General features: G+C 59.9%; 21 protein-coding genes and 1 pseudogene. 7 read left to right on the top strand and 15 right to left on the bottom strand.

All coding sequences use genetic code 11. The features are described from left to right. Nucleotides 1-154: 154 nt before the first annotated feature. Nucleotides 155-991 carry a 23S rRNA (adenine(2030)-N(6))-methyltransferase RlmJ gene (locus V476_RS09105; RefSeq protein WP_003347252.1) on the top strand — a complete coding sequence of 279 codons (837 nt, stop codon included), beginning with the start codon at nt 155-157 and terminating at the stop codon, nt 989-991. A 259-nt stretch (nt 992-1,250) separates the two neighbouring features. On the opposite strand, the gene msrA is transcribed toward V476_RS09105, so the two are convergent. From msrA to V476_RS09075, 6 genes and pseudogenes are all read right to left on the bottom strand, one after another. Beyond that, on the bottom strand, nt 1,251-1,898 hold the full coding sequence (gene msrA, locus V476_RS09100) for a peptide-methionine (S)-S-oxide reductase MsrA (protein ID WP_024961224.1): 648 nt from the start codon (nt 1,896-1,898) through the stop codon (nt 1,251-1,253). Nucleotides 1,899-2,048: 150 nt separating this feature from the next. Further along, nucleotides 2,049-4,740, bottom strand: a pseudogene (locus V476_RS09095) (bifunctional diguanylate cyclase/phosphodiesterase). A 250-nt stretch (nt 4,741-4,990) separates the two neighbouring features. Then, a complete protein-coding gene (gene mdtD, locus V476_RS09090) occupies nt 4,991-6,403 on the bottom strand; it encodes a multidrug transporter subunit MdtD (protein WP_024961225.1) in 1,413 nt (470 codons plus the stop codon). A 9-nt stretch (nt 6,404-6,412) separates the two neighbouring features. Next, nucleotides 6,413-7,738, bottom strand: coding sequence for a TldD/PmbA family protein (locus V476_RS09085; RefSeq protein ID WP_024961226.1), 1,326 nt, complete (start codon nt 7,736-7,738; stop codon nt 6,413-6,415). Further along, nucleotides 7,738-9,180: a TldD/PmbA family protein gene (locus tag V476_RS09080; protein ID WP_024961227.1), complete on the bottom strand. Its 1,443-nt coding sequence runs from the start codon at nt 9,178-9,180 to the stop codon at nt 7,738-7,740. The genes V476_RS09085 and V476_RS09080 overlap by 1 nt, the downstream gene beginning before the upstream one ends. A 123-nt stretch (nt 9,181-9,303) precedes the next feature. After that, nucleotides 9,304-10,344 carry a threonine aldolase family protein gene (locus tag V476_RS09075; protein WP_003316332.1) on the bottom strand — a complete coding sequence of 347 codons (1,041 nt, stop codon included), beginning with the start codon at nt 10,342-10,344 and terminating at the stop codon, nt 9,304-9,306. A gap of 99 nt (nt 10,345-10,443) precedes the next feature. On the opposite strand from V476_RS09075, the gene V476_RS09070 reads away from it, so the two are divergent. Beyond that, nucleotides 10,444-11,190 (top strand): TraX family protein, encoded by a 747-nt coding sequence (locus tag V476_RS09070; RefSeq protein WP_003316331.1) that lies wholly within the window; start codon nt 10,444-10,446, stop codon nt 11,188-11,190. Between the two features lie 204 nt (nt 11,191-11,394). Here V476_RS09070 and V476_RS09065 read toward each other — a convergent pair whose 3' ends face one another. Further along, nucleotides 11,395-12,591: a class I SAM-dependent rRNA methyltransferase gene (locus V476_RS09065; RefSeq protein WP_003393654.1), complete on the bottom strand. Its 1,197-nt coding sequence runs from the start codon at nt 12,589-12,591 to the stop codon at nt 11,395-11,397. An 85-nt stretch (nt 12,592-12,676) separates the two neighbouring features. Continuing rightward, entirely contained in the window at nt 12,677-13,216 is a 540-nt protein-coding gene (locus V476_RS09060) for a type 1 glutamine amidotransferase domain-containing protein (protein ID WP_024961228.1), read from the bottom strand. A 239-nt stretch (nt 13,217-13,455) separates the two neighbouring features. Here V476_RS09060 and V476_RS09055 point away from each other — a divergent pair, with 239 nt between their 5' ends. From V476_RS09055 to V476_RS09045, 3 genes are all read left to right on the top strand, one after another. Further along, a complete protein-coding gene (locus V476_RS09055) occupies nt 13,456-14,268 on the top strand; it encodes an HDOD domain-containing protein (RefSeq protein WP_170855983.1) in 813 nt (270 codons plus the stop codon). 45 nt (nt 14,269-14,313) lie between these two features. Further along, nucleotides 14,314-15,126, top strand: a complete 813-nt coding sequence (gene mutM, locus V476_RS09050; protein ID WP_003316327.1) for a bifunctional DNA-formamidopyrimidine glycosylase/DNA-(apurinic or apyrimidinic site) lyase — start codon at nt 14,314-14,316, stop codon at nt 15,124-15,126. A 97-nt stretch (nt 15,127-15,223) separates the two neighbouring features. After that, complete coding sequence (locus tag V476_RS09045) at nt 15,224-15,562, top strand: hypothetical protein (RefSeq protein WP_003348751.1); 339 nt, start codon at nt 15,224-15,226, stop codon at nt 15,560-15,562. 9 nt (nt 15,563-15,571) lie between these two features. Here V476_RS09045 and V476_RS09040 read toward each other — a convergent pair whose 3' ends face one another. Both V476_RS09040 and coaD read right to left on the bottom strand, forming a co-directional pair. Then, a complete protein-coding gene (locus V476_RS09040) occupies nt 15,572-15,823 on the bottom strand; it encodes a YfhL family 4Fe-4S dicluster ferredoxin (RefSeq protein WP_003316325.1) in 252 nt (83 codons plus the stop codon). A gap of 98 nt (nt 15,824-15,921) precedes the next feature. After that, the gene (gene coaD / locus V476_RS09035) at nt 15,922-16,401 is read right to left on the bottom strand and encodes a pantetheine-phosphate adenylyltransferase (RefSeq protein WP_003348749.1); all 480 of its coding nucleotides are present in this window, start codon (nt 16,399-16,401) and stop codon (nt 15,922-15,924) included. Between the two features lie 368 nt (nt 16,402-16,769). Here coaD and V476_RS09030 point away from each other — a divergent pair, with 368 nt between their 5' ends. Both V476_RS09030 and V476_RS09025 read left to right on the top strand, forming a co-directional pair. Then, entirely contained in the window at nt 16,770-17,432 is a 663-nt protein-coding gene (locus tag V476_RS09030; protein WP_003393649.1) for a TetR/AcrR family transcriptional regulator, read from the top strand. A gap of 54 nt (nt 17,433-17,486) precedes the next feature. Then, nucleotides 17,487-18,344: a sulfurtransferase gene (locus V476_RS09025; RefSeq protein ID WP_024961229.1), complete on the top strand. Its 858-nt coding sequence runs from the start codon at nt 17,487-17,489 to the stop codon at nt 18,342-18,344. A gap of 14 nt (nt 18,345-18,358) precedes the next feature. On the opposite strand, the gene V476_RS09020 is transcribed toward V476_RS09025, so the two are convergent. From V476_RS09020 to V476_RS09000, 5 genes are all read right to left on the bottom strand, one after another. Further along, nucleotides 18,359-19,393, bottom strand: coding sequence for a hydrolase (locus V476_RS09020; protein WP_024649263.1), 1,035 nt, complete (start codon nt 19,391-19,393; stop codon nt 18,359-18,361). Between the two features lie 112 nt (nt 19,394-19,505). Continuing rightward, on the bottom strand, nt 19,506-19,799 hold the full coding sequence (locus V476_RS09015) for a HigA family addiction module antitoxin (protein WP_024961230.1): 294 nt from the start codon (nt 19,797-19,799) through the stop codon (nt 19,506-19,508). 131 nt (nt 19,800-19,930) lie between these two features. Further along, nucleotides 19,931-20,515: a 16S rRNA (guanine(966)-N(2))-methyltransferase RsmD gene (gene rsmD, locus V476_RS09010; protein WP_003411937.1), complete on the bottom strand. Its 585-nt coding sequence runs from the start codon at nt 20,513-20,515 to the stop codon at nt 19,931-19,933. Then, the gene (locus tag V476_RS09005; protein WP_024961231.1) at nt 20,515-22,005 is read right to left on the bottom strand and encodes a M16 family metallopeptidase; all 1,491 of its coding nucleotides are present in this window, start codon (nt 22,003-22,005) and stop codon (nt 20,515-20,517) included. The genes rsmD and V476_RS09005 overlap by 1 nt, the downstream gene beginning before the upstream one ends. Next, nucleotides 22,002-23,354: a M16 family metallopeptidase gene (locus tag V476_RS09000; RefSeq protein ID WP_024961232.1), complete on the bottom strand. Its 1,353-nt coding sequence runs from the start codon at nt 23,352-23,354 to the stop codon at nt 22,002-22,004. The genes V476_RS09005 and V476_RS09000 overlap by 4 nt, the downstream gene beginning before the upstream one ends. Nucleotides 23,355-23,603 lie beyond the last annotated feature (249 nt).

Genomic DNA, 23,603 nt, shown 5'->3' with positions numbered 1-23,603 from the left:
CGGGCGCAGAGTAGAGATCGAAACAGGCAGGCACAAGGGGCCGGGAGTTTCTCGGAAATTTCCTTCAAGTGAAAGAGACGAGTCCCGCAAATTCGTTACAAATTCTTGTTCATTGCTCAGGTTTGCTAAACTGCGCAGCTTGCCAGGAGCTGCCATGAATTACCGTCACGCCTACCACGCCGGCAACCACGCCGACGTCTTCAAACACCTGACCCTGACTCGCCTGATCGCCCTCATGGCGCGCAAGGAGCAGCCGTTCGCCTATCTCGACACCCACGCCGGACTCGGCCTGTACGACCTCAAAGGCGATCAGGCCACACGTACCGGAGAATGGCTGGAAGGTATCGGCCGCCTGTGGAACGCCACGGATCTGCCTGCGCTGGCGTCCGACTATCTGCAAGTGCTGCACGACATGAACCCGGATGGCGAGCTGCGCTACTACCCCGGTTCGCCGGAGCTGGCTCGCCGCCTGACCCGCGAGCGCGAGCGGGTGCTGCTCAACGAGAAGCACCCCGAAGACGGGCGTCTGCTCAAGGAGAACATGAAGGGCGACCGCCGCGTGGCGGTGCATCTTGGGGAAGGCTGGCATGTCCCGCGCGCCTTGCTGCCCGTGGCTGAAAAGCGCGCCGTGATGCTCATCGACCCGCCATTCGAGCAACTCGATGAAATGAAGCGTTGCGCGGTGGCGCTCAAGGAAACCATCGGGCGCATGCGTCAGACAGTGGCGGCGATCTGGTACCCGATCAAGGATACCCGCCTGCTGCGCCGCTTCTATCAGGACCTGGCGGAAACTGGCGCGCCCAAGCTGTTGCGCGTTGAATTGTTCGTCCACCCGCTGGACACACCGGCCAGCCTCAACGGTTCAGGCCTGGCCATCGCCAACCCGCCATGGGGTCTGGAAGAAGAACTGCGCGAACTGATGCCATACCTCGCCCAGAAACTGGGCCAGACGCAAGGCGGCTGGAAGATGGACTGGTTGATTGCGGAGTAGGCGTGTTCATAGCCAGGCCGAGTTGCGCTGCCTAGCGGACGCAGAGCGTCCAGAACTGCATTCCCACGCGGAGCTCAGCGTTATACATAAGCTCGCTTTTGATTCTGACCGTAGGTCGTAGGAGCGAACTTGTTCGCGAAAGGGCCAGTATATTCGGCGAAAATGCGTCACCTGAACTACTATCTTCGCGAACAAGTTCGCTCTTGCGCCCTGCGGGCAGAAGCCTGAAAAACGCTGTTTCCGGGCCGCCAGGCGCGAATCAGGCCGGCATGCACACCCCGGTGCCGCCCAGCCCGCAGTAGCCCTGTGGGTTCTTGGCCAGGTATTGCTGGTGGTAGGCTTCGGCAAAGTAAACCGTCGGGGCCTGCTCGATTTCGGTGGTGATGGTGCCCTTACCGGCCTTGTTCAGTTCCGCCTGGAACGTTTCGGCACTGGCTTTGGCGGCGTCGAGCTGTTCGGGAGTGGTGCAGTAAATCACCGAGCGATACTGAGTGCCGATGTCATTGCCCTGACGCATGCCTTGAGTCGGGTTATGCACTTCCCAGAACACTTTCAGCAGTGCTTCATAGCTGATTTTTGCTGGCTCGTAGACCACCAACACCACTTCGGTGTGGCCGGTCAGCCCGGAGCAGACTTCTTCGTAAGTCGGGTTCGGGGTAAATCCGCCCGCGTAGCCGGCGACAGTGCTCACCACACCTTCCTGTTGCCACAGACGACGTTCTGCGCCCCAGAAGCAACCCATGCCGAAGATGGCGAATTCGACATCGCTCGAAAACGGTCCCAACAGCGGATTGCCGTTGACGAAGTGAGTTTCCGGAAGCGCCATAGGTATTTCACGACCCGGTAGTGCTTGTTCGGCGGTAGGCAGTACGTTTTTATTCACTAGAATTTCCGAGCGCAAAGTCATGAACCAAATCCTCTCGTGTGGAGACAGGCAGCGGCGGTCAGGACGGATGATCAATACAAATGTATAGGTCCCGTTACACGCAGAAACAAGTGCTGCCGTGTAATAACAGATTGACAGTGTGCCCGAGAGAGCGGGGTGCAGGGAAGGTTGTCAGGCGGATGGGCGACGAGGGTAACGCTTCAGTTTCTTGATCAGCTCTTCGCCGGGGATAGGTCTGTCGAACAGATAGCCCTGGCCGACATCGCAGCGATGGCGCCGCAGGAAGGCCAGCTGAGCCGCGGTTTCAATGCCTTCGGCGACCACTTTGAGCTTGAGGTTGTGGGCCATGGCGATGACCGCAGAGGTGATTTCCATGTCGTCTTCATCATCCGGAATATCGCGGATGAAACTGCGATCGATCTTGATCACATCGATGGGGAATTTCTTCAGGTAACTGAATGACGAGTAACCGGTGCCGAAGTCGTCCATGGCCAACGACAGGCCGAGCTTCTTCAACGAGTCGAGTTGCTGGCGGGTGTCTTCTGTCGCTTCCAGCAACAGGCCTTCGGTCAGCTCCAGCTCCAGCAGCGAAGGGTCAAGCTCTTCTTCTTTGAGGATGGCGGCAATCGACGACACCAGTTCCGGGTCGGAGAACTGCTTGGGCGATACATTGATGGCTACTTGCAGGTTGCCGAACCCTGCGGCGGTCAGGTCCTTGCTCATGCGACAGGACTGACGCGCGACCCATTTACCGATGGGGATGATCAGGCCGGTCTCTTCGGCCACGCTGATGAACTGGTCCGGTCGGATCATGCCTTTTTCAGGATGGTTCCAGCGCAACAGCGCCTCCATTCCCAGCAGACGACCGGTCAGCAGGCACAGCTTGGGCTGATAGAACACCTCCAGCTCGTTCTGGGTCAGGGCGCGGCGCAGGTTGTTTTCCACGAACAGTTTGTAGCTGGCCTCGGCATTCAATGCTTCGGTGAACACCTGAACCTGATGTTTGCCGTTGGCTTTGGCCTTGTGCAGGGCCAGACCGGCGTTTTTCATCAGGGTCTGCGGATCACGACCATGCAGCGGCGCGCAGGCGAGACCCACCGAACCGGTGACGCTGATCAACTGATTGTCGACGAACATCGGCTTGTCCAGCGTGGCCAGCACCTGGGTGGCGGTGGCCTGTCCGGCTTCCTGATCGGTGTTGTCGATCAGCACGGCAAATTCATTACTGGCAAAGCGCGCCAGCACATCGGACGGGCTCAAGGTGTTGCGCAGGCGCCGCGCCAGGCATCAGCAGTTTGTCACCGGTCTGGTGGCCGAGGCTGTCGTTGATGCGCTTGAAATTATCGATGTCGACCAGCAACAGGCTCATCGGCGTATCGGTGTCGCGTGCAAAGCGTTCGTCCAGATTGCGGATAAAGGCCGGACGGTTGCCGAGGTTGGTCAGGTTATCGGTGTACGCCAGGCGCTCGATGCGCTGCTGGGCCAGCTTGCTCTGGGTGATGTCTTCGTAGATGCCGATATAGTGGGTCAGCTCGCGATTGTCGCCATACACCTTGGAAATCGACAGCTGGCCCCAGTAGGGTTCGAGGTTCTTGCGCCGGCTTTTGAACTCGCCCTGCCAACTGTTGCTGTTGGTCAGACTGGAGTTGGCTTCCAGCAGCAACTGGTTGAGGTTTTCCAGCGCGGGCAATTCCGACAGCTTGTGACCGGAGACTTCCTCCGAACTGTACTGGGTGATCGCCGTGAAACTCGGGTTTACGTATTCGACCACGCCGTTGCAGTTGACCAGCAGAAAGGCGTTGGCGCTTTGTTCTACCGCGCGCTGGAACAGGTGCAGTGCGTTGGTCGCAGCGCGACGGTTATGGTTGTTGATGACCTGGGCAAACTGGTCCGCCAGCTCGCCGGCGAAGGCGATCTCGTCGGACTGCCATTCGCGCGTCGAGCCGGACTGTTCCAGACACAGCACACCGATCACCTGACCATCGATGCGAATACTGGCATCGAGAACCGCCCTGGTTTCTCCCGGGTTCAGGATTTTGGCCATTTCGCAGGTACGCGGGTCAGTCTGGATATTGCTGGCGTCGATCGCCCGGCTGGTATTCAGCGCTTGCAGGTAGGTGGGGTAGGGGCTGATATCCACCGGCGTGCGCGACTGGTAGTCGCCGGTTTCGCGGCTGTAGTCGGTGATCGGCTCCAGGCGCTTGTCGTTGAGGTTCCAGATACTGACGTGGTCGACATCGTAAATATCGCAGGCGCTTTTGGTGATCAGCTCCGCCGCTTCGAGCAAGGTGTTGGCCGTGGTGTAGCGATGTCGGGTCAGGCGCAGGATCAGATCCTGCTGGGCACGCACGCGTTCCAGGTGGGCAAACTGGTCGCGCTGGGCGCGCTGATTGAGTTCCAGGGCAATCTGCAGGCGCAGGTTGCGGGTTTCCAGATCGGAGTCCGTGACGGGTTCGCCAGTCGTGACAAGGCCTTCGACGATCAGAAAATAACCACGTAATAGATGGCGGTTGTGCTGTTTGTAGGCTTCGCCGATTTCCAGCAGGCCAAGGGGGCCTTTGGGGGTGTGAAGGGTGTAGCGGATCAGGTAATTCGGGGAAGAGGCCAGTTGCTGCTGGATGTCATCGTGCAGTTGATAACGAGCTTCCGGCTCCATGAGGCTGGCGTAAGGGGATCCAATCAAGGCACAAAGGTCAACGGCTGCCAGTCCGAACTGCCTTTCGCAATTTGGATCGAGAAACAATAGCGCCCAATTGGCTTCATTCAGCCGCTCGAAACGCAGCATTCCCAGGCGCGAAGGCACTGGCAATTGCGTCACTACCTCGGCTGCGGATCTACCGGCAGCATCGGTTTGGCTTTTCATGAACAAACTCGCTTCCGAAATACTAGTCGCGACGGGGGTAAAACCCACTTTCGCGTATGGCAAGGTTGCATCATGCGGCCCGTGCTTACAAGAGACCACAGTGGCTTAGTGCTATAAAAGTGTCGGCCGGTTGTCCAGGTTCTTCAGTGTATCTGGTCGGATACTCAAATTCGTTGATTTTTCGGGCGAACCCCCCATTTTTCAGGGGAATTCGCTTTGCAGATTTGCTCTAGTCACGTGCCGTTGTCAATCAGGCTTTGGCCACGCGGTGTTCCTTCGCTGGCAATTGCAGAAAAATACCTGCTGCAAACATCGCCAGCACCCCGACACTCAGGAAGGTCAGCTGGAATGCCCCCAACATGCTGCTGACCTCGCCGGTGGCAACTTCTTCGCTGAAACCACCCAGCAAGGCTGCTGCGCTTGCCACGCCAAGACTCAGCGAGAGCTGCGCTACCACCGAAAGCAGGCTGTTGCCACTTGCTGCGCTGGCATCGTCCAGATCGATCAGTGTGACCGTATTCATGGCCGTGAACTGCAAGGAGTTGACCGCGCCGAGCAGTCCCAGATGCACGAGCAATACCCAGTAGGGGGTTTGCACATCCACCAGCGCCAGGCTGGCCAGGAGGATGCCCAGCAGCAGTGTGTTGCCGGTCAGAATCGTGCGATAGCCCAGCCGCTCGATCAGCCAGCGGGCGACGGTCTTGGCGAACATGCCCGCGGCCGCCAGCGGCAACATGCTCATACCCGCCTGAGATGGCGAATATCCCAGCGCTACTTGCAGCAGCAACGGCACCAGAAACGGCAGGGCACCGCTGCCCAAGCGGGCGAACAGGTTGCCCATGATGCCGACCGCAAACGTCCGGGTACGGAACAGTGACGGGGCAAACAACGGCGATTCTATGTGCCCGGCACGCAGCCAATACGCTGCCAGGCAGCCCATTCCGGCAAACAGCAGCAGCACCACGCGCATGTGTGGCAAGTGCAGCTCGCCCAGGCCCTCCAGAGCAATGGTGATCAATACCATCGCCGCGCCAAACAGGATGAAGCCGACGCCGTCAAACCGCGTTCGACCGCCTCCCGGAAGATCAGGGATGAAGTGTTTGACGGCATAGCAACCGAGGATGCCGACCAGAATGTTGATCAGGAAAATCCAGTGCCAGCTCAGGTACTCGACCATCCAGCCGCCAAGCGTCGGACCCAGCAACGGACCCAAAAGGCCCGGCACGGTGATAAAACCCATGATCCGCACCAGCTCCGATCGCGGATAGGCGCGCAATACGATCAGGCGTCCGATGGGCAGCATCAGCGCGCCCCCCAGCCCCTGAATCACCCGGGCGGCCACCAATACGTTCAATGACCAGGACAGCGCACACAGCAACGATCCGAAGCTGAACAGCAGGATGGCGCTGAAGAAGATGCGCTTGATCCCGAACCGGTCGGCGATCCAGCCCGAAGCCGGGATCAGCAGCGCAATGGTCAGCATGTAGGCGATGACGACCGACTGCATGCGCAATGGGTCTTCTGCCAGCGAGCGGGCCATGGACGGCAAGGCGGTGTTGAGAATCGTGCCGTCCAGGCTTTGCATGAAGAATGCGATGGCGATGACCCAGGGCATCCAGCGCAGGGTCTTTTCGTCCATGATCGGCGCTGCTGAGTTCTGCATAGGCTCCTGCTATAGCGTGAGGGTAAGTCGGCTGATCAATGCGCCAGGCAACTGGATTGAACCAGTCTGGCGCTGACTGTAGGTACTCGATTGGAGAATCAGTTCCCTTTCTTTGGTCAGGTCCTCCAGTGCGCTGCCCAGCAGGCTGTAGGCGCTGTCATCGAAACGCATGGTGCTCACCGGCGCGACGATCTTGCCCTCTTCGACCCAGAACGTTGCGAAACGTGTCATTCCGGTGAGGCGCGCAGCGGCGCGGTCGGAGAAGTTCAGGTACCACAGGTTACTGATGTAAAGACCGGTACCGAGCCTTGCAAGGATCTGATCCAGCTCCAGCGAACCGCCGGCAATGCTCAACGCGCTTGGACCTTCGCCATCATCCGCGCCGTTGGCAGGCAGGTCGTATTCGGCAGCGCTGCTCGAATCCACCAGTCGATCGCGGGCTTGCCCGTCGACGATCAGTTTCAGGTCCTTGCGTGGGTAGCCTTCGCGTGAAAACGCCGGCGAGAGCGAACCGCTGACTTGCTCGTCGAAGTTGACCAGCGGGCTGAAAAGTGTCTCGCCGTCATACAGCCTTTGTAGCGGGCTGCGTTTACTGGCCAGTGACTGCGCGGAAAATCCGCCCCAGGTGAGCATGCCGATGACTTCGTCCAGAGCCGCTGGCGCCAGGTACGCGCGGTATTGTCCGGGCTTTAGCGCATGCAGCGGGCGGCCGAGAAATTCCAGCTGTTCGCGGGCCTGCTGAAAACGCTGCGCGAAGGCTTCGTCGCTCCAGTGGTGACCCGCGTAGTTGGCTTTCACTGCCTGGCCGTTTTCGTGAAACAGGCTCCAGTCGAAATTGAAGCTGTTGGCCTGATGCCAGCCCAGCGCGCCCCACGAACTGGCGAAGCCGCGGTAAAGCGGGCCTGCCGCATAGAAACCTACCAGGTCCAGATCGCCTGCCAGTTCGCTGATCTGCTCGACGACCCGGGCGCTGTCCGGCAGCGGCAAGTCTTGAACGTTGCTGCTTTGCCAGGCATTCGTGTTTGGCAACAGATAGGGATCCCTGGCCAGCGACGGCAGTGTTTCGCGCAGTTGTTGCAGGGCGTCGACAAGGCGCTGCTGGTCGGTCTCGGCGTCGCCGGACAAGGTCAGTTCCAGATTGGCATGCCGGCCGTCATCGATCAGTTTGAACGTCACGATGACCTGCTGGACGCTCCCGGCCTGTCGAACCTGGCCGTGGTTGAACCGGATGAAGTCAGACGCCTCGGCGTCGTAGGCCAGAGTGAAGTGTTCCGTTGGGCTGATGGCAGCCTTGAGCACGGCGACCAGCGCCTCGAACTGCTGTTGGTGCGACATCAGGCATCTCCTCCAAACACATCGACATTGGCAAACACGCACGCCGGAGAGGCATGACCTACACGGATCACCTGGTTGGGTTCGCCCTTGCCGCAATTCGGCGTGCCGAGGACCTGAAAGGTGCTGGCATCACCGACTGCGCTGAGGTTTTTCCAGAACTGCGCAGAGATCGCCCGATAATTGGGGTTTTTCACCAAGCCCTTGAGCTCGCCGTTCTCGATCAGTTGGCCCCATTCGCAGCCGAACTGGAATTTGTTGCGTGCATCGTCGATGGACCAGGAGCGATTGCTCGACATCAGAATGCCGTGCTCGATGTTGCCGATCAGACTGTCCAGCGACTGGTCACCCGGTTCGATGTTCAGGTTAGCCATGCGATCGATGGGGGCACGGTTCCAGCTGGAGGCGCGGCTGTTGGCGACGCCCGCCAGGCCGCTGCGGTATTGCGACAGGGCACCGCCGAGCGGGCGTTGCAGCAGGCCGTCACGAATCAGGAACTGCTTGCTGGCTGACGTACCATCGTCATCGTGCGCGTAGCTGGCCAACTGCTCGGGAATCTCCGGGTCGAAAGTTACGTTCAGCAGGCTGGAGCCGTATTGCAGGGTGCCGAAGTCAGTCGTTTTGACGAAACTGGTGCCTGCGTAATTGCGCTCGTCACCGAGAATCCGGTCCAGCTCCAGGGGATGGCCGATGGACTCGTGAATCTGCAGGACCATCTGATCGGGCATCAGCAGCAGGTCGCGTGGGCCTGATGGCGTATTGGGGGCGAGGATCAGCTGCAACGCTTCGTCGGCGACGTTGGCGGCAGACCCGATCAGGCCACAACTGCTCAGCACTTCGATGCCACCTTGCTGGCCGAAGTTATGCCCGCCCAGAGTGCGCGTCTGGCTGTCGCGACCGTCGTAGGCCGTCACGCTCATGCCCGGAAACACAAAGCGCTGCGCCTGACGCAATTGCGCGCCCGCGCTGTTGAGGTAGATTTGCTCGACGGTTTCCAGCCCCAGTATGGCCTGCCAGTTGACCAGACGTTCGTCCACAGGGACCGCGCTGCACTCGGCCATCAATAGGCCGATGCAGTCGCTCAGCGATGGGAAGGCTTGATCCATGTTTGGCGACAGGTAGTCAGCCTTGGCGCTCGAGACCGCCTGATCGCTCAGGTCCAGCAGCGCATGCGGTGCCAGACGGCGGGCCAGGGTTTCGGCCTGCTGCAAGGCAGCCTGCAAACCCTTCAGGGAAATGTCGTTGGTGGCGGCGTAGGCTTCAACGCCATTCAGGCGCACGGTCAGCATGGCGCCCTCGTCGCTGATCAGTGACGGCGGCTCGGCCACATTCTTGCGCACGCACAGGCGTTGGCCGGTGCGGTGCACGTAACGTACGGAAAAGAATTGCGCTTCACTCTGCAGGGCAGCGAAATGCTGCTTGAGCCGGGCGGAGAAATCGAACATGCAGACAAGCTCCTTCTTGAGGGCGGTCGGTAAAGTCCGGACGGCCTTGCGGGCCGTTTGCCATTGAGAAGGAGATTACCCCGTCGCTCGTCAGGCTGCACCTGCAAGCTTGATCCAGACGCCTCAGCCCTGCATTACCAGCCTGATATCGGCGGCCAGTTCACGCACGCGCTCTTCTTCGGTGTCCCACGAGCACATGAAACGTGCGCCGCCGTTGCCGATGAAGGTATAGAAGCGCCAGCCTCGCGCGGTCAATGCAGCAATGGCCGGCTCCGACAGCTGCAGGAACACGCCATTGGCCTGCACCGGGAACATCAGCTCCACGCCAGGAATGTCCTTGACCAGTTCGGCGAGCAGTTGCGCACAGCGGTTGGCGTGGCGGGCGTGTTTGAGCCAGGCGTCGTTTTCCAGCAGGCCGACCCACGGTGCAGACAGGAAGCGCATTTTCGACGCCAGTTGCCCGGCCTGCTTGCAGCGATAGTCGAAGTCTTCAGCCAGATCATGGTCGAAAAACAGAATGGCTTCGCCCACCGCCATACCGTTTTTGGTGCCGCCGAAGCACAACACGTCAACGCCGGACTTCCAGGTCAGTTCAGCCGGGGAGGCCTCCAGAAAGGCGCAGGCATTGGAGAAGCGGGCACCGTCCATGTGCAGATGCAGGCCCAGTTCTTTGCAGGTCGCGCTGATCGCCTTGAGTTCTTCCGGCTGATAGACGCCGCCCACCTCAGTGGCCTGGGTGAGGGTCACCACGCGCGGCTTGGGGTAGTGAATGTCCTGACGCTTGAGCGCCACTTCACGAATCGATTCCGGGGTCAGCTTGCCGCCCGCGCTGCGTGCGGTCAGCAGTTTGGAGCCGTTGGAGAAAAACTCCGGCGCACCGCATTCATCGGTTTCGACGTGAGCCGTTTCCGAACAGATGACACTGTGGTAACTCTGGCACAGCGATGACAGCGCCAGCGAGTTGGCCGCCGTGCCGTTGAAGGCGAAAAACACTTCGCAGTCGGTTTCGAACAGTCGGCGGAAATCATCCGAGGCGCGTGCAGTCCATTGATCATCACCATAAGCGCGTTGATGGCCCTTGTTCGCCTGCTCCATGGCTGCCCAGGCTTCAGGGCAGATACCGGAATAGTTGTCGCTGGCGAACTGTTGGCTTTGGTCTGTCATGGCCGATTCCTTATGGGCAATTATGGTGCGCACTGTAGCGACAATATAAGGTTCGGTCATGTGTTGGCTGCATGACGCAATTCCCTATTCAGGAGCACTATGGATCTTTCCAACCCGCCTTTTCTGCCCGGACGCAACAAGGCGCTGGACCTGCTCAAGTGGCTGGCGATGTTGAGTATGGTGCTTGACCACCTTCGCTATGTGGGCTGGTCAGTCGATTTTCTTTACGTGCCGGGGCGTTTTGCCTTTCCCTGGTTCTGCCTGGCAATTGCCGTGAATCTTTCCCGGCGCAGCGCAGCGATTGTGGCCCCGCGGGTGCAATGGCGCTATCTGGGCTGGCTGCTGGTGTTTGCCGGGTTGTCGGAGATCCCGTATCGGCTGTTCATGGCTGACGCGAGCGTGCTGAATGTGATGCCGACCCTGCTGCTGGGGCTGGTGATTGCTCAGGGCTGGCAGCAGCGCAATCCGACAACCCGAGTGATGGCCCTTGTCGCCTTGCTGCTGACGGCGATCTTCCAGAAATACCTGATGTTTGGCTTTGCCGGTGTGCTGCTGCCGCTGGTCTTTGTGCTGGTGCTGGAAAAGCGACTTTGGTATGCGTTGTTCCCGGCGGTCTTTTGTCTGGCGGGTAATGCTTGGCCCCAGATGTTTGCCGGTGCGAGCTGGGGCGATCCGATTTCCATCGGTTCGATAGTGGCTTGCGTGTTGGCGCCTTTGCTGGGCATCGCGCTGCTGCGGGCAAAGCCCGGGTTCGCAGTGATCCCGATGCGGCGCTGGGCCTATGCGATCTATCCGCTGCACTTTCTGCTGTTGCTGGGCGTGCGGGGAGTGTTGGGCAGGGTTTGATCGGGAGTGTGCAGTTATCCCACACACTCTGCGTCGTCAGTGCCACTGTGATAAAAGAGCGTTTTTATGACCAGTGACTACAGGCAAAGCATGACTTTGCGCTGTCGCGCTGCGCGTCCGGAACGGCATGCCAATGCAGCGCATTGGCACTATAGTCAGGAACAGCGAGCGCTTGTAGGCGCGACGAGGCCGGGCGCTTCGGTGTCAACTGTTGGGCAGCAGCCGGCAGGTGATGCTCTTGATGTAGCGCGTTTCGGCAATGGCCGGGTGTACCGGATGGTCCGGGCCCTGGCCGCCGCGTTCCAGCAGCTGGATGTTGCGGTCCAGATGGCGGGCGCTGGTCAGGAGGATGTTCTGCAGGTCGTCTTCCGGCAGGTGCATCGAGCACGACGCGCTGACCAGAATGCCGTCCTTGCTGAGCAGGCGCATGGCTTGCTCGTTCAGGCGGCGGTAGGCGCCTTCACCGTTTTTCATGTCTTTCTTGCGTTTGATGAACGCCGGCGGGTCGGCGACGATCACGTCGAAACGTTCTTCAGCGGCTTTCAGTTCCTTGAGTGCTTCGAAGACATCGCCTTCGATGCAGGTCATCTTTTCTGCAAAACCGTTCAGGGCTGCGTTGCGCTCCACGCCATCCAGGGCGAAGGACGACGCGTCGACGCAGGTGACATCGCTGGCACCGAAAGCCGCTGCCTGAATCCCCCAGCCACCGATATAGCTGTAGAGGTCGAGCACACGCTTGCCTTTGACGTAAGGGGCGATGCGCGCGCGGTTCATGCGGTGGTCATAGAACCAGCCGGTTTTTTGCCCGGCCATGACCGGTGCTTCGAACTTCACGCCGTTCTCTTCCAGCGCGACCCATTCCGGTACCAGACCGAACACGGTTTCGACGTAACGATTCAGGCCTTCCGCGTCGCGAGCCGCCGAATCGTTTTTGAACAGAATACCGCTTGGCTTGATGACCTGGACCAGCGCCGCAATGATGTCTTCCTTGTGGTTTTCCATCGTGGCCGAGGCCAGCTGAACGACCAGAATGTCACCGAAACGATCGACCACCAGACCCGGCAGCAGGTCGGAATCTCCGTAGACCAGGCGATAGAAGGGCTTGTCGAACAGACGCTCACGCAGCGACAGCGCAACATTGAGGCGGTGGACGAGCAGAGACTTGTCGAGCGGCAGCTTGATGTCGCGGGACAGCAGGCGTGCGCAGATCAGGTTGTTGGGGCTCATGGCGACGATGCCCAGCGGCTTGCCGCCCGCAGCTTCGAGGATGGCCTGATCACCGGCTGCAAAACCATGCAGTGGGGTGGCGGCTACATCGATCTCGTTGCTGTAGACCCACAGATGACCGGCGCGCAGGCGGCGGTCGGCGTTGGCTTTGAGGCGCAAGCTAGGCAGGGACATGACGTCGCTCCTGAAAAAAGAGCGGGATTATAGCGCGTCATCTCGGCGCTGGGCCGGGATGACTGCAATTAACTGACGGAATCTGTCAGGCAGACAGTGCTTCAATCAGTTTGCTGTTGAAGGCGGGGATGTCGTCGGGCTGGCGGCTGCTGATCAGCTTGTCGTCGGTGACGACTTCCTGATCGACCCATTTTGCGCCCGCGTTGACCAGGTCGTCTTTCAGGGAGTTGAAGCTCGTCAGCGTCTTGCCCTTAACCAGGCCGGCAGAAATCAACAGCCAGCCGCCATGACAGATGACGGCCAGCGGTTTGCCGGCAGCGTCTATGTCTTTGACGATTTGCTGCGCGTCAGTGTCGACGCGAATGGTGTCGGAATTCTGTACGCCGCCCGGCAGGACTACGCCGTGGTAGTCGGTGGCATTGGCAGCCTTGAAAGTCCGGTCTACCTTGAAGTCGTCAGCTGGCTTGTCGTGATTCCAGCCTTTGACTTTGCCTTCTTCAGCGGAAAGGATTTCCACGGTGGCGCCTGCTTGCTCCAGCGCTTCTTTCGGACCGGTCAATTCAACCTGTTCGAAACCGTCGGTTACAAGTATTGCGATGCGCTTGCCAGTCAGTGCTTTGGACATGGGATCCTCCAGTGTCAGGCTTGATGGATGACGCACGGCAGGCCTTTTTGAGGCTGCCGTCTACGCCATGTACTTAGGGTCCGAAGCTATATACAAGGCAAAGTTCCGAGAAAATCTTCGTCCGGAGTGATGGACCGTTCACGTCCAAGAGGGGAGAATCCAGCCATTACTGCGAGTGAATACCTATGTCCGAAGAGCTTACCTCCGAGCAGATACAGCTAGCGTTGCAGGGCATCAGCGTGCCTCCCCAGCCACAGATCATGGTTGATCTGCAGATGGAGCAGTACATGCCTGATCCGGATCTGGGTGCCATCGCGCGCTTGATTGCACAGGATCCGGGGTTGTCCGGGGCGCTGCTGAAGATCGTTAACTCGGCGCATTACGGTCTGTCCAGCAAGATCGCCTCGATCGATAAGGCGGTAAATCTGCTCGGCAGTCGTACCGTCATCAATCTGATCAACGCACAGTCGATCAGAGGCGAGATGACTGACGAGGCCATTGTGACGTTGAACCGCTTCTGGGACACGGCCCAGGATGTGGCGATGACCAGTCTGACGCTGGCCAAGCGCATCGGCTCGCAAACGGTGGATGAATCCTATGCGCTGGGTCTGTTTCATGACTGCGGTATCCCGCTGATGCTCAAGCGCTTTCCCGATTACATGACGGTGCTGGAGGAGGCCTACGCCAATGCCGGACCTGACTGTCGGGTGGTCGACACTGAAAACCGTGCGTTCGACACCAACCATTCTGTGGTGGGTTATTACACGGCCAAATCCTGGCGTTTGCCGGAGCACGTCACCAACGCCATCGCCAATCATCACAACGCATTGGCGATCTTTCAGGACGACTCAAGCCGCGATCCCACGCTCAAGAATCTGCTGGCTCCGCTGAAAATGGCTGAACATATCTGCCAGTCCTACCGTGTGCTGGGCAGTCAGGATGTTGATCACGAGTGGGAAAGTGTCGGGCCGCTGGTGCTGGATTACGTCGCGCTGTCCGAATATGACTTTGAATACCTGAGGGAAAGCATTCGCGAGCTGGGCGCGCGCTGATCCGGCGCCGTCCCGGCCTGTCCTTTCTGCACGACCGAGTTGTCCATGCCTGAATTACCTGAAGTCGAAACCACCCGTCGCGGCATTGCGCCGCATCTTGAAGGTCAGCGCGTCAGCCGCGTGATCGTGCGCGACAGCCGCTTGCGCTGGCCCATTCCCGAAGATCTGGACGTTCGCCTGTCCGGCCAGCGCATCGTGCAGGTCGATCGGCGCGCCAAGTACCTGCTGATCCAGGCTGAGGTGGGCACCTTGATCAGCCATCTGGGCATGTCCGGGAATCTGCGTCTGGTCGAAGCCGGGCTTCCGGCGCTCAAGCATGAGCACGTCGATATCGAACTGGAGTCCGGGCTGGCCTTGCGATACACCGACCCGCGTCGCTTCGGCGCGATGCTCTGGAGCCTTGATCCGCACAACCACGAACTGTTGATCCGCCTGGGGCCGGAGCCGCTGACCGATCTGTTCGATGGTCAACGTCTTTACGAGCGTTCGCGTGGCAAGTCGATCGCGGTCAAGCCGTTCGTCATGGACAACGCCGTTGTGGTCGGGGTGGGCAATATCTATGCGACCGAAGCGCTGTTCGCCGCGGGCATCGACCCGCGCCGCGAAGCCGGGAGTGTGTCCCGGGCGCGTTACCTGAAGCTGGCCATCGAGATCAAGCGCATTCTGGCCTACGCGATAGAGCGTGGCGGCACCACCCTGCGTGACTTCATTGGCGGCGACGGCAAGCCCGGGTATTTCCAGCAGGAATTGTTTGCGTATGGGCGTGGCGGTCAGCCATGCAAGGTATGCGGTACGACGCTGCGTGAGGTCAAGCTGGGCCAGCGCGCCAGCGTTTACTGCCCGAAATGTCAGCGCTGAAATACGCATGACAGGGGCTCTGGGCCATTTGCTTAACCCACAGCCCTGTTTATAGTGATGGCACCTTAATTATTTGCTACGCCTGAAGGATCAAGCCATGAGCCCGTTTCGTATTCTCGCTGCCACGCTGGTGTTGTTCACCGGCCTGCAGGCGCTGCCAGCGGTTGCCGCCGATGTCACCACAGGCAGCGGCGATCCGGTCTACACCATCCAGAACCCGCCGGCGTTTGCCATGATCGGTGACTTGCTGATTGCCCGACCCTTGTTGATCGCGGCCACCGTTATCGGCACAGGCCTGTTCGTGATCGCCGCGCCTTTTGCAGCGGCAGGCGGCAACCTTGGGGCAACGGGCAAGGCGCTGGTGGTGGATCCGGGCAAGGCAGCCTTCGTGCGTTGCCTGGGTTGCACGGGCGACGGGTACGGCAAGCAGCAGTAAAGGCCGTTATCAGGCCTTGCTGGTGATGATCCGGTACTTGTCCATCAACTGTTCTTTGCTCTCGACGTGATTCTCATCCAGAGGGATGCAGTCGACCGGGCAAACTTGCTGACATTGAGGCTCGTCGTAGTGACCGACGCATTCGGTGCACAGGTTCGGGTTGATCACGTAGATCTCCTCACCTTGTGAAATCGCCTCGTTTGGGCACTCGGGTTCGCAGACGTCGCAGTTAATGCAATCGTCAGTGATGATAAGGGACATGAATTGCTCCTGCCGCAGCCGACGCCGGGGCACATTAAAACCAATGCGGCGAATTGTGCCGCATTAGGCTTCGGGATGCACCTTCACATGCAGCGAGTCTAGCGCTTGAAGCGCTCGGTCAGCGCCTGGGCAACTGCAGGATGTACGAATTTGGTGATATCACCGCCCAACGCGGCGATTTCCCGCACTAACGTCGAGGAAATGAACGAGTAGCGCTCCGAGGGCGTGAGGAACAGGCTTTCGACGTCCGGTGCCAGCTGACGATTCATATTGGCCAACTGAAACTCGTATTCGAAATCCGACACGGCACGAAGTCCGCGCAGAAAGACATTGGCATTCTGTTCCTTGGCAAAATGCGCCAGCAGGGTCGAAAAACCGACCACTTCCACATTGGGCAAGTGTTTGGTGACTTCGCGGGCCAGCTCGACGCGTTGCTCCAGAGGGAACAGCGGGTTTTTCTTCGGGCTGGCGGCAACCGCAATGACCACTTGGTCGAACAGGCGCGAGGCGCGCTCGACCAAATCTCCATGGCCCTTGGTAATCGGGTCGAAGGTGCCTGGGTACAACACTCGGTTCATCGCGTCGTCCTGGTCGGAGTCCGTTGTGGGATTCGGATGGTATCGCAGCCTTCCCGATGGGCCAAGCTGCGCGGCAGGTATCAAACGTCGTATTGCGCCGATTATCGGCCATGTTTCTGCTGAAATCCCTGATTTTGGGGCTATTTGGCGCAGTCACAGATGGCTGGTCGGCGGATGAAAAAGTTTGTAAGACGGACGCTGATTGACGAGCGGGGTGTTCTCGGGCTTTTCGATGCGTTCGGTGTTGACCCAGATGTGTATGCCTGCGTCGACCTGACACTCTTACCGCAACGATTCTGCCACCATTGCAGCATCAGCCTGCGCTAAGATTGCCATCATCTGATCAGCATAGAGTGGTCTGACCCAGCATGGCACCGCGTACCAAAACCCGTGAACGAATCGTGCAAACCAGTCTGGAACTGTTCAATCAGCAGGGCGAGCGTAGTGTGACCACCAATCACATCGCTGCGCACATGGAAATTTCGCCCGGCAATCTCTATTACCACTTCGCCAACAAGCAGGCGATCATCGCCGAACTGTTCTCCGAATACGAGGTGCTGATCGGCAGTTTCCTGACCCTGCCAGCCGACCGTACGCCGACCATCGAGGACAAGCGCGATTACTTCCTGGCGATCATCGACGCCATGTGGCGCTATCGTTTTCTGCACCGTGACCTTGAGCACCTGCTGACGTCGGATGAGGAACTGGCGCGGCGTTATCGGCGTTTTTCATACCGCTGCCTGATGCAGGCGATGACCATCTACCGGGGATTCATCAAGGCAGGCATCCTGAAGATGGATGAGTCGCAGATCGAATGGACCAGTCTCAACACCTGGATCGTCCTGACGTCGTGGGTGCGTTTTCTGTGCACCAATCGGGAAAACTCTACGGAGATCAACCAATCGGCTATTCGACGTGGCGTCTATCAGGTACTTATGCTCGAATCTGTTTTTGTCGCGCCTCAGGCTCGCGAAGCGTTCGATGCACTGTGCGAAACGTTTCACGCATCGCTGCCAGAGGTTCTGATGTGAATTCCGGGACCGAAGAGCAGCCAGCTTGTCGGTTCTCTGCCACGGGAGAGTGTCATGTCCATTGCGCAACTGATCAACCCTGAGCACCTGGCTGAACGCCAGAAAACTCCAGGCCTGGTGATTCTCGATTGCCGCTACGCGCTCGAAGACTCCGACTATGGTCAACGCAGTTATGCCCAGGGGCGTATCGAAGGCGCGTCTTTTGCCGATCTGAAGCGCGACCTCAGCGGGCCTGTGATAAAGGGCAAGACCGGACGTCATCCACTGCCCGATCCCGCCGCTTTGCTGCAATGCTTTCAGGCATGGGGCATCAACGCCGACAGCGATGTGGTGCTCTATGACGATGGTCCGGGAATGTATGCCGCACGGGCCTGGTGGTTGCTGGCCTGGATGGGCAAGCGTGAAGGCGTCTACCTGCTCGATGGCGGGCTGAAGGCCTGGCACGCCGCGGGGCTGCCGTTGAGCCTCGATGCGCCCAACCGTGAACCCGGTCATTTCAGCGGTGAGCCGGACATGTCCATGGTGCTCAGCGGCAGTCGCTTGCAGGGTCGTCTGGGACGCCCGGAAATGACCTTGATCGACGCGCGCGCCGAAGCCCGCTTTCGAGGCGACGTAGAACCTCTGGATCCGGTGGCCGGGCATATTCCCGGTGCGCAGTGTGCGGCCTGTACTGACAACCTTGGCGCGGATGGACGCTTTTTGCCGCCCGAGCAGCTCAGGCAGCGTTTCGCTGAAAAGCTGCAGGGCCGCCCGCCCGAGAGCCTGGTGTCCTATTGCGGTTCAGGTGTCACCGCCTGCCACAACCTGTTCGCCCTGTGTCTGGCCGGCTATCCGCTGGCAACGCTGTATGCGGGTTCGTGGAGCGAGTGGATCAACGATCCTGAGCGTGAAATCGCCACGGGCGCCGATTGATTCGTTATCAGTTATCAACTGGTGGGCGAGCCGTCGCGCTCTTGGGCGGCGCATAGCCACAGCGGGATGCGACGTTCGAGGTAATAGCGCGGATTACGAAGCGAGCCTTCGACGAAGCCGACATGCCCGCCCTTGGTGTGCAGTTCGAATTCGGTGCAGGACGATAGCTCGCTGGGCTCGGGCAGGCTGTGAGGGAACACGAACGGGTCGTCGCTGGACTGGATGATCAGCGTCGGCGTCTGAATCTGGCCCAGGTAGTAGCGGCTGGACGCCCTGCGGTAATAATCCGTGGCATCGGTAAAACCGTGCAGCGGCGCAGTCACCCGGCCATCGAAGTCCCAGAAGGTGCGCATGTTCTCCAGTGAGCCCAGCGCGGCGAGTTCGGCCAGGCCCTCGCTGATGCCTTCATGCTGGAACCGATGCTGCTTGTCACGGATATAGGCCAGCATTTCGCGCATGAAGTGGCGCTGATAAACCCGCGAGAAGCCTTGACCGATACGGTTGGCGCATTCGTCCAGACGAAACGGCACAGACACCGCCACGGCGCCCTGTAAATCACTGCCAGCGCCGGATTCGCCGAGGTACTTGAGCAGCACATTGCCGCCCAGCGAATACCCCGCCGCATAAATCGGGGCCAATGGCCGCAGCGAACGCAAATGGGCGATCACCTCGGCCAGATCCTCGCTCGCCCCGGAATGATAACTGCGCGACAGCAGGTTGGGTTCTCCCGAGCAACCGCGCCAGTTCAACGCCACACTCGGCCAGCCCAGCGCAGCCATGGCCTTTTGCAGGCCGGCAACATAGGGCGAGTTGGACGACCCGGTCAGGCCGTGCAATACCAGCACCAAGGGTTTATCGGACTCATCCGGACCATGCCAGTCCATGTCCAGAAAGTCCCCATCCTGCAACCACAACCGCTCGCGCGTCCGCGCCAGCAACGTCGGCTTGCGCAGCAGCGGCCCCCAAAGCGTCTGCAAATGCGGATTGCCCATGCCGACGGCCGGGACGAATGGATTGGCATGGGACAGAAAGGTAGGGCGTGTGGACACGTGCTTGCTCAACGATCAGTTCAGGGGTGACTGGCTATACGTTGCCACTAAGCAGTCCGGGATGTAAGGGGGGAATTCAAGTAGCGTGGTGGCTTGTCCCCGCGACGCGTTGCTAACCTTGACCTGCTCTGACATAAGGCTCGATTGGCGGCTGCTCGCGATGCTCGGCCTGCCAAAGGTCGTGATCGGCCTGAATGCTCAGCCATAGACGCGCGCTGCTGATGCCCGCCCGTTCAAGCCTTACTGCCAGGTCAGGGCTTACAGGCGCAAGGCCATGCAGTATTTCCGAAAGGGTCTCTCTGGCAAAACCCAGATGGCTGGCGAACTCCGAAACCGTGGTCTGCAGACCGGGAATCACCTCTTCAAGCAGGATTTCGCCCGGATGTGGGGGGTTATGCATTTCCACGGGGACCTCCGCTCAGTGGTAATCCAGATAATCGACCAGTTCGACATCTTGATTCAAGTAGGTCGCATTATCTGGGAGGGGATTGAGGCAGGAATGGAGCGCGCCAAACGCTCCATTCAGTGGTACTTGGGCTAGCCCCGCTGCCACAAGGCGTAATACACCTGCCCGGCCTTTTTCTCGCGGTGCAATCGCCAGCTGCCCGGCAAGCCGGTGGTCGATGGCGGTGTTTCGCTTTCGGTGTAGATCCAGGCGGTGTCGGCCAGCCAGCCGTGGCTTTCCAGCAGGTTGCAGGCTGAAGCCAGCAGGCCCTGATGGAAGGGCGGGTCGAGGAACACGACGTCGAAGGGCGACGCGGTGGCGGTTTCCAGATGGCGCAGGGCGTCGGTCTGGGAGACCTGGCCGCTGGTGCAGTTCAGTGCATTGAGGTTCTGGCGCAGGCTGGCGATGGCTGCCGCGTTGCTGTCCAGGGCCAGGCCCATGCTGGCGCCACGCGACAAGGCTTCGAAATACAGCGCGCCGCTGCCCGTGAAAACGTCCAGCACCCTGGCACCGGCGATGTAGGGGGCCAGCCAGTTGAACAGGGTTTCGCGCACGCGATCAGGTGTCGGGCGCAAGCCTGGGGCGTCGGGGAAGGTCAGGCGGCGGCTGCCCCATTCTCCGCCGATGATACGAAGCTGACCCAGGCCGTTGTGGCCCTTCGGACGTGGATTGGCCATCAGTGTTCCGGGACCCCTGCAGGTTGGCGGACGGGTTTGTCGGTCGGCGCCGGCAATGGTTTTTGCTCAACGGTCGGGCCCACGGTGACGATGACCATCTTGTCGGCGCTCAGGTGCTTGCTCATTGCCGCTTTCACCTGTTCGACGGTCACGTTCTGGGCGGTGGCCATGTAGTCCTCGAGGTAGGTCAACGGCAGGTTGTAGAAGCCGATGGCGCCCAACTGTCCCACGATGGCCGAATTGCTGGCTGCGGTCAGCGGGAAGCTACCGGTCAGTTCGCGCTTCACATCGTCGACTTCTTTCTGGGTCGGACCATTGGCGAGGAAGTCTCGAATGATGTCCTGCACCAGCTTGAGGGTGTTTTCGCTCATTTCCGCGCGCGTCTGCAGGCCGATCATGAATGGCCCCGCCACCTGCATGGCGGTGAAGCCGGAAGACACGCCGTAGGTCAGGCCGCGTTTTTCCCGCACTTCGGTCATCAGCCGGCTGCCGAAGCCGCCACCGCCCAAGACCGAGTTACCCACGGTCAGCGCCGCGTAGTCCGGATCGTTGCGGTCGACACCCAGCTGCGCGAGCATCTGATGCGTCTGGTTGGAGGCGAATTCGATGTGCGTAGTGCCGGCCTTGGGCTCGACCGGATCAGCGACCTTGGCCAGCGCCGGGCCTTTGGGCAACGAGGCCGAGACCTGTGCCGCGATGGCCTGTGCTTCGTCTCGCGACAGGTCACCGACCAGAGCAATCACTGCATTGCCCGCCGCATAGCCCTTGGCGTGGAATGCCTTGAGCTGAGCCAGGGTGATGGCATTGACGCTCTTGGCGTCGCCTTCGCTCGGGTGAGCGTAGGGGTGATCGCCGTACAGACGATTGAACAGTTCCTTGCTGGCGATAGCGCCTGGGTTCTGTTTCTGAGTCTCGAAGCTGGCGATCAACTGGTTCTTGATGCGGGCCAGAGAATCGGCAGGGAAGGTGGGCTTGCCCACCACTTCACTGAACAGCTTCAGGGCCGGATCGCGCTTGTCCGCAGCACTCAGGCTGCGTAACGAAGCCACCGCCATGTCGCGGTAGGATCCGTTGCTGAAGTCGGCGCCCAGACCTTCGAAACCCTGGGCGATCGCGTTGACGTCCTTGCCTTTGATGCCTTCGTTGAGCATGGCGTTGGTCAGCAGGGCAATGCCGGGCGATTTCTGGTCCTGGCTGCTGCCCGCAGCGAACGTCAGACGCATGTCGAACATCGGCAACTCGCGGGACTCCACGAACAGCACGCGAGCGCCCTCGGCGGTATTCCAGGTCTGGATATTCAGGGCGCGACGGGCCGGAGCCTTGCCGTCCAGTTCCTTGAGAGTCTGCAAGTTGCTGCCCAGCGCGGGAGCGGCCTGGCTTGGCTCGGCAGGGGCGTCGTCGGCCAGGGCTGGCAGTGCGACAAAGGCACCGAGCGAACCGGCCAGGATCAGGCCAAGCAGCGCATGACGTGGAGCATTGCGCGTGATCATTTGGCTTTCTCCTCAGGCAGAACGTGCGCAACGCTGAGGCGCTCACGGGTGAAATAGGTGTTGGCAGCTTTCTGGATGTCTTGCGGGGTTACGCTCTGCAGCGCCTCCAGTTCATTGTCCATCAGCTTCCAGGACAGGCCGACGGTTTCCAGCTCTCCGATCATGGTTGCCTGGCTGGTGATCGAGTCGCGCTCGTAGACCACACTGGCAATTACCTGAGCCCGGACACGCTCCAGCTCCTCGGCGGACGGTGCCTTGGTTTTCAGCTCATCGAGCAGGCGCCAGATTCCGGCTTCCACGTCGGCCAGGGTTTTCTTCTTCTGCAGGTTGGGTGTGGCGCTGATCATGAACAGGCTGTCGCCGCGAGCGAACGCGTCGTAACGCGACGAGGCACCGGAGACCAGCTCTTCGCCACGTTCCAGGCGTGAGGAAATGCGTGCGCTGTAACCACCGTCGAGCAGCGCTGCAATCAGGCGCAGTGCGTTGGCCGAGCGTGGATCCTCAGCAGTTGCGACACTCGGTACGTTGAAACCGTAGATCAGGCTCGGCAACTGGGTTTTGACGTGAAGGGTGATCTTGCGCTCACCGGGTTCGGCCAGTTCAAGCGGTTTTTTCGACGGCGGTACATCGCGGCGCGGGATCGATCCGAAGAAGCGTTCTGCCAGGGCTTTGACGTCGTCCGGCTGCACATCACCGACCACTACCAGCGTGGCGTTGTTCGGCGCATACCAGGATTCGTACCAGTGGCGCAGTTCTTCGACCTTCATGCGCTCCAGGTCCGCCATCCAGCCGATGGTCGGTGTGTGGTAACCGCTGGCAGGGTAGGCCATCGCCTTGAAACGCTCGAACGCCTTGCCCATTGGCTGGTCATCGGTACGCAGGCGACGCTCTTCCTTGATAACCTCGATCTCGCGGCTGAACTCGTCGGCGGGCAGTTTCAGGGTCGCCATGCGATCGGCTTCCAGTTCCAGCGCTACGCCCAGACGGTCTCGCGCCAGCACCTGGTAATAAGCGGTGTAGTCGTCGCTGGTGAACGCATTCTCTTCAGCGCCCAGATCGCGCAGAATCAGCGAAGACTCGCCCGGTCCGGTTTTGCTGCTGCCTTTGAACATCATGTGCTCAAGCGCGTGGGACAGACCGGTCTGGCCCGGCGTTTCGTAGCTGGAGCCGACTTTGTACCAGATCTGCGAAACCACCACTGGAGCCCGGTGGTCTTCGCGGACAACAACCTTCAGGCCATTGTCGAGGGTGAATTCGTGAGTCGGTTGCGGATCGGCAGCCAATGCTGTCAAAGGCAGACAAATTGTGCTGAGCAGCAGGCCTGCGGCGCGGCGGGCTAAAGCATTCATTCGTAGTTTGAACCTGTAGGACGGCCCGCTTGAACTTAGCGTCGGCGGGCGCGGGGGTGTTAGGATACTGATCCGTTTGCTTCAGAGACAGCCTTCACTGGCCGATTGCGAGTGAAACCTGTCTGAAACGCAGGTAAAGGTAGCTGCACAAGCGGCCGTTGAGTGAACAAGAAGTCCTAAACGCAGTCTGTTTTGCATGTCAGAATTTTTCCGGGTCGCCCTCTGGCGCCCCGCAACCTTGAGATAGCC

It is taken from the genome of Pseudomonas syringae KCTC 12500 (assembly GCF_000507185.2).
GTDB lineage: Bacteria > Pseudomonadota > Gammaproteobacteria > Pseudomonadales > Pseudomonadaceae > Aquipseudomonas > Aquipseudomonas syringae.
This window is presented reverse-complemented; position numbering and strand designations above follow the sequence as displayed.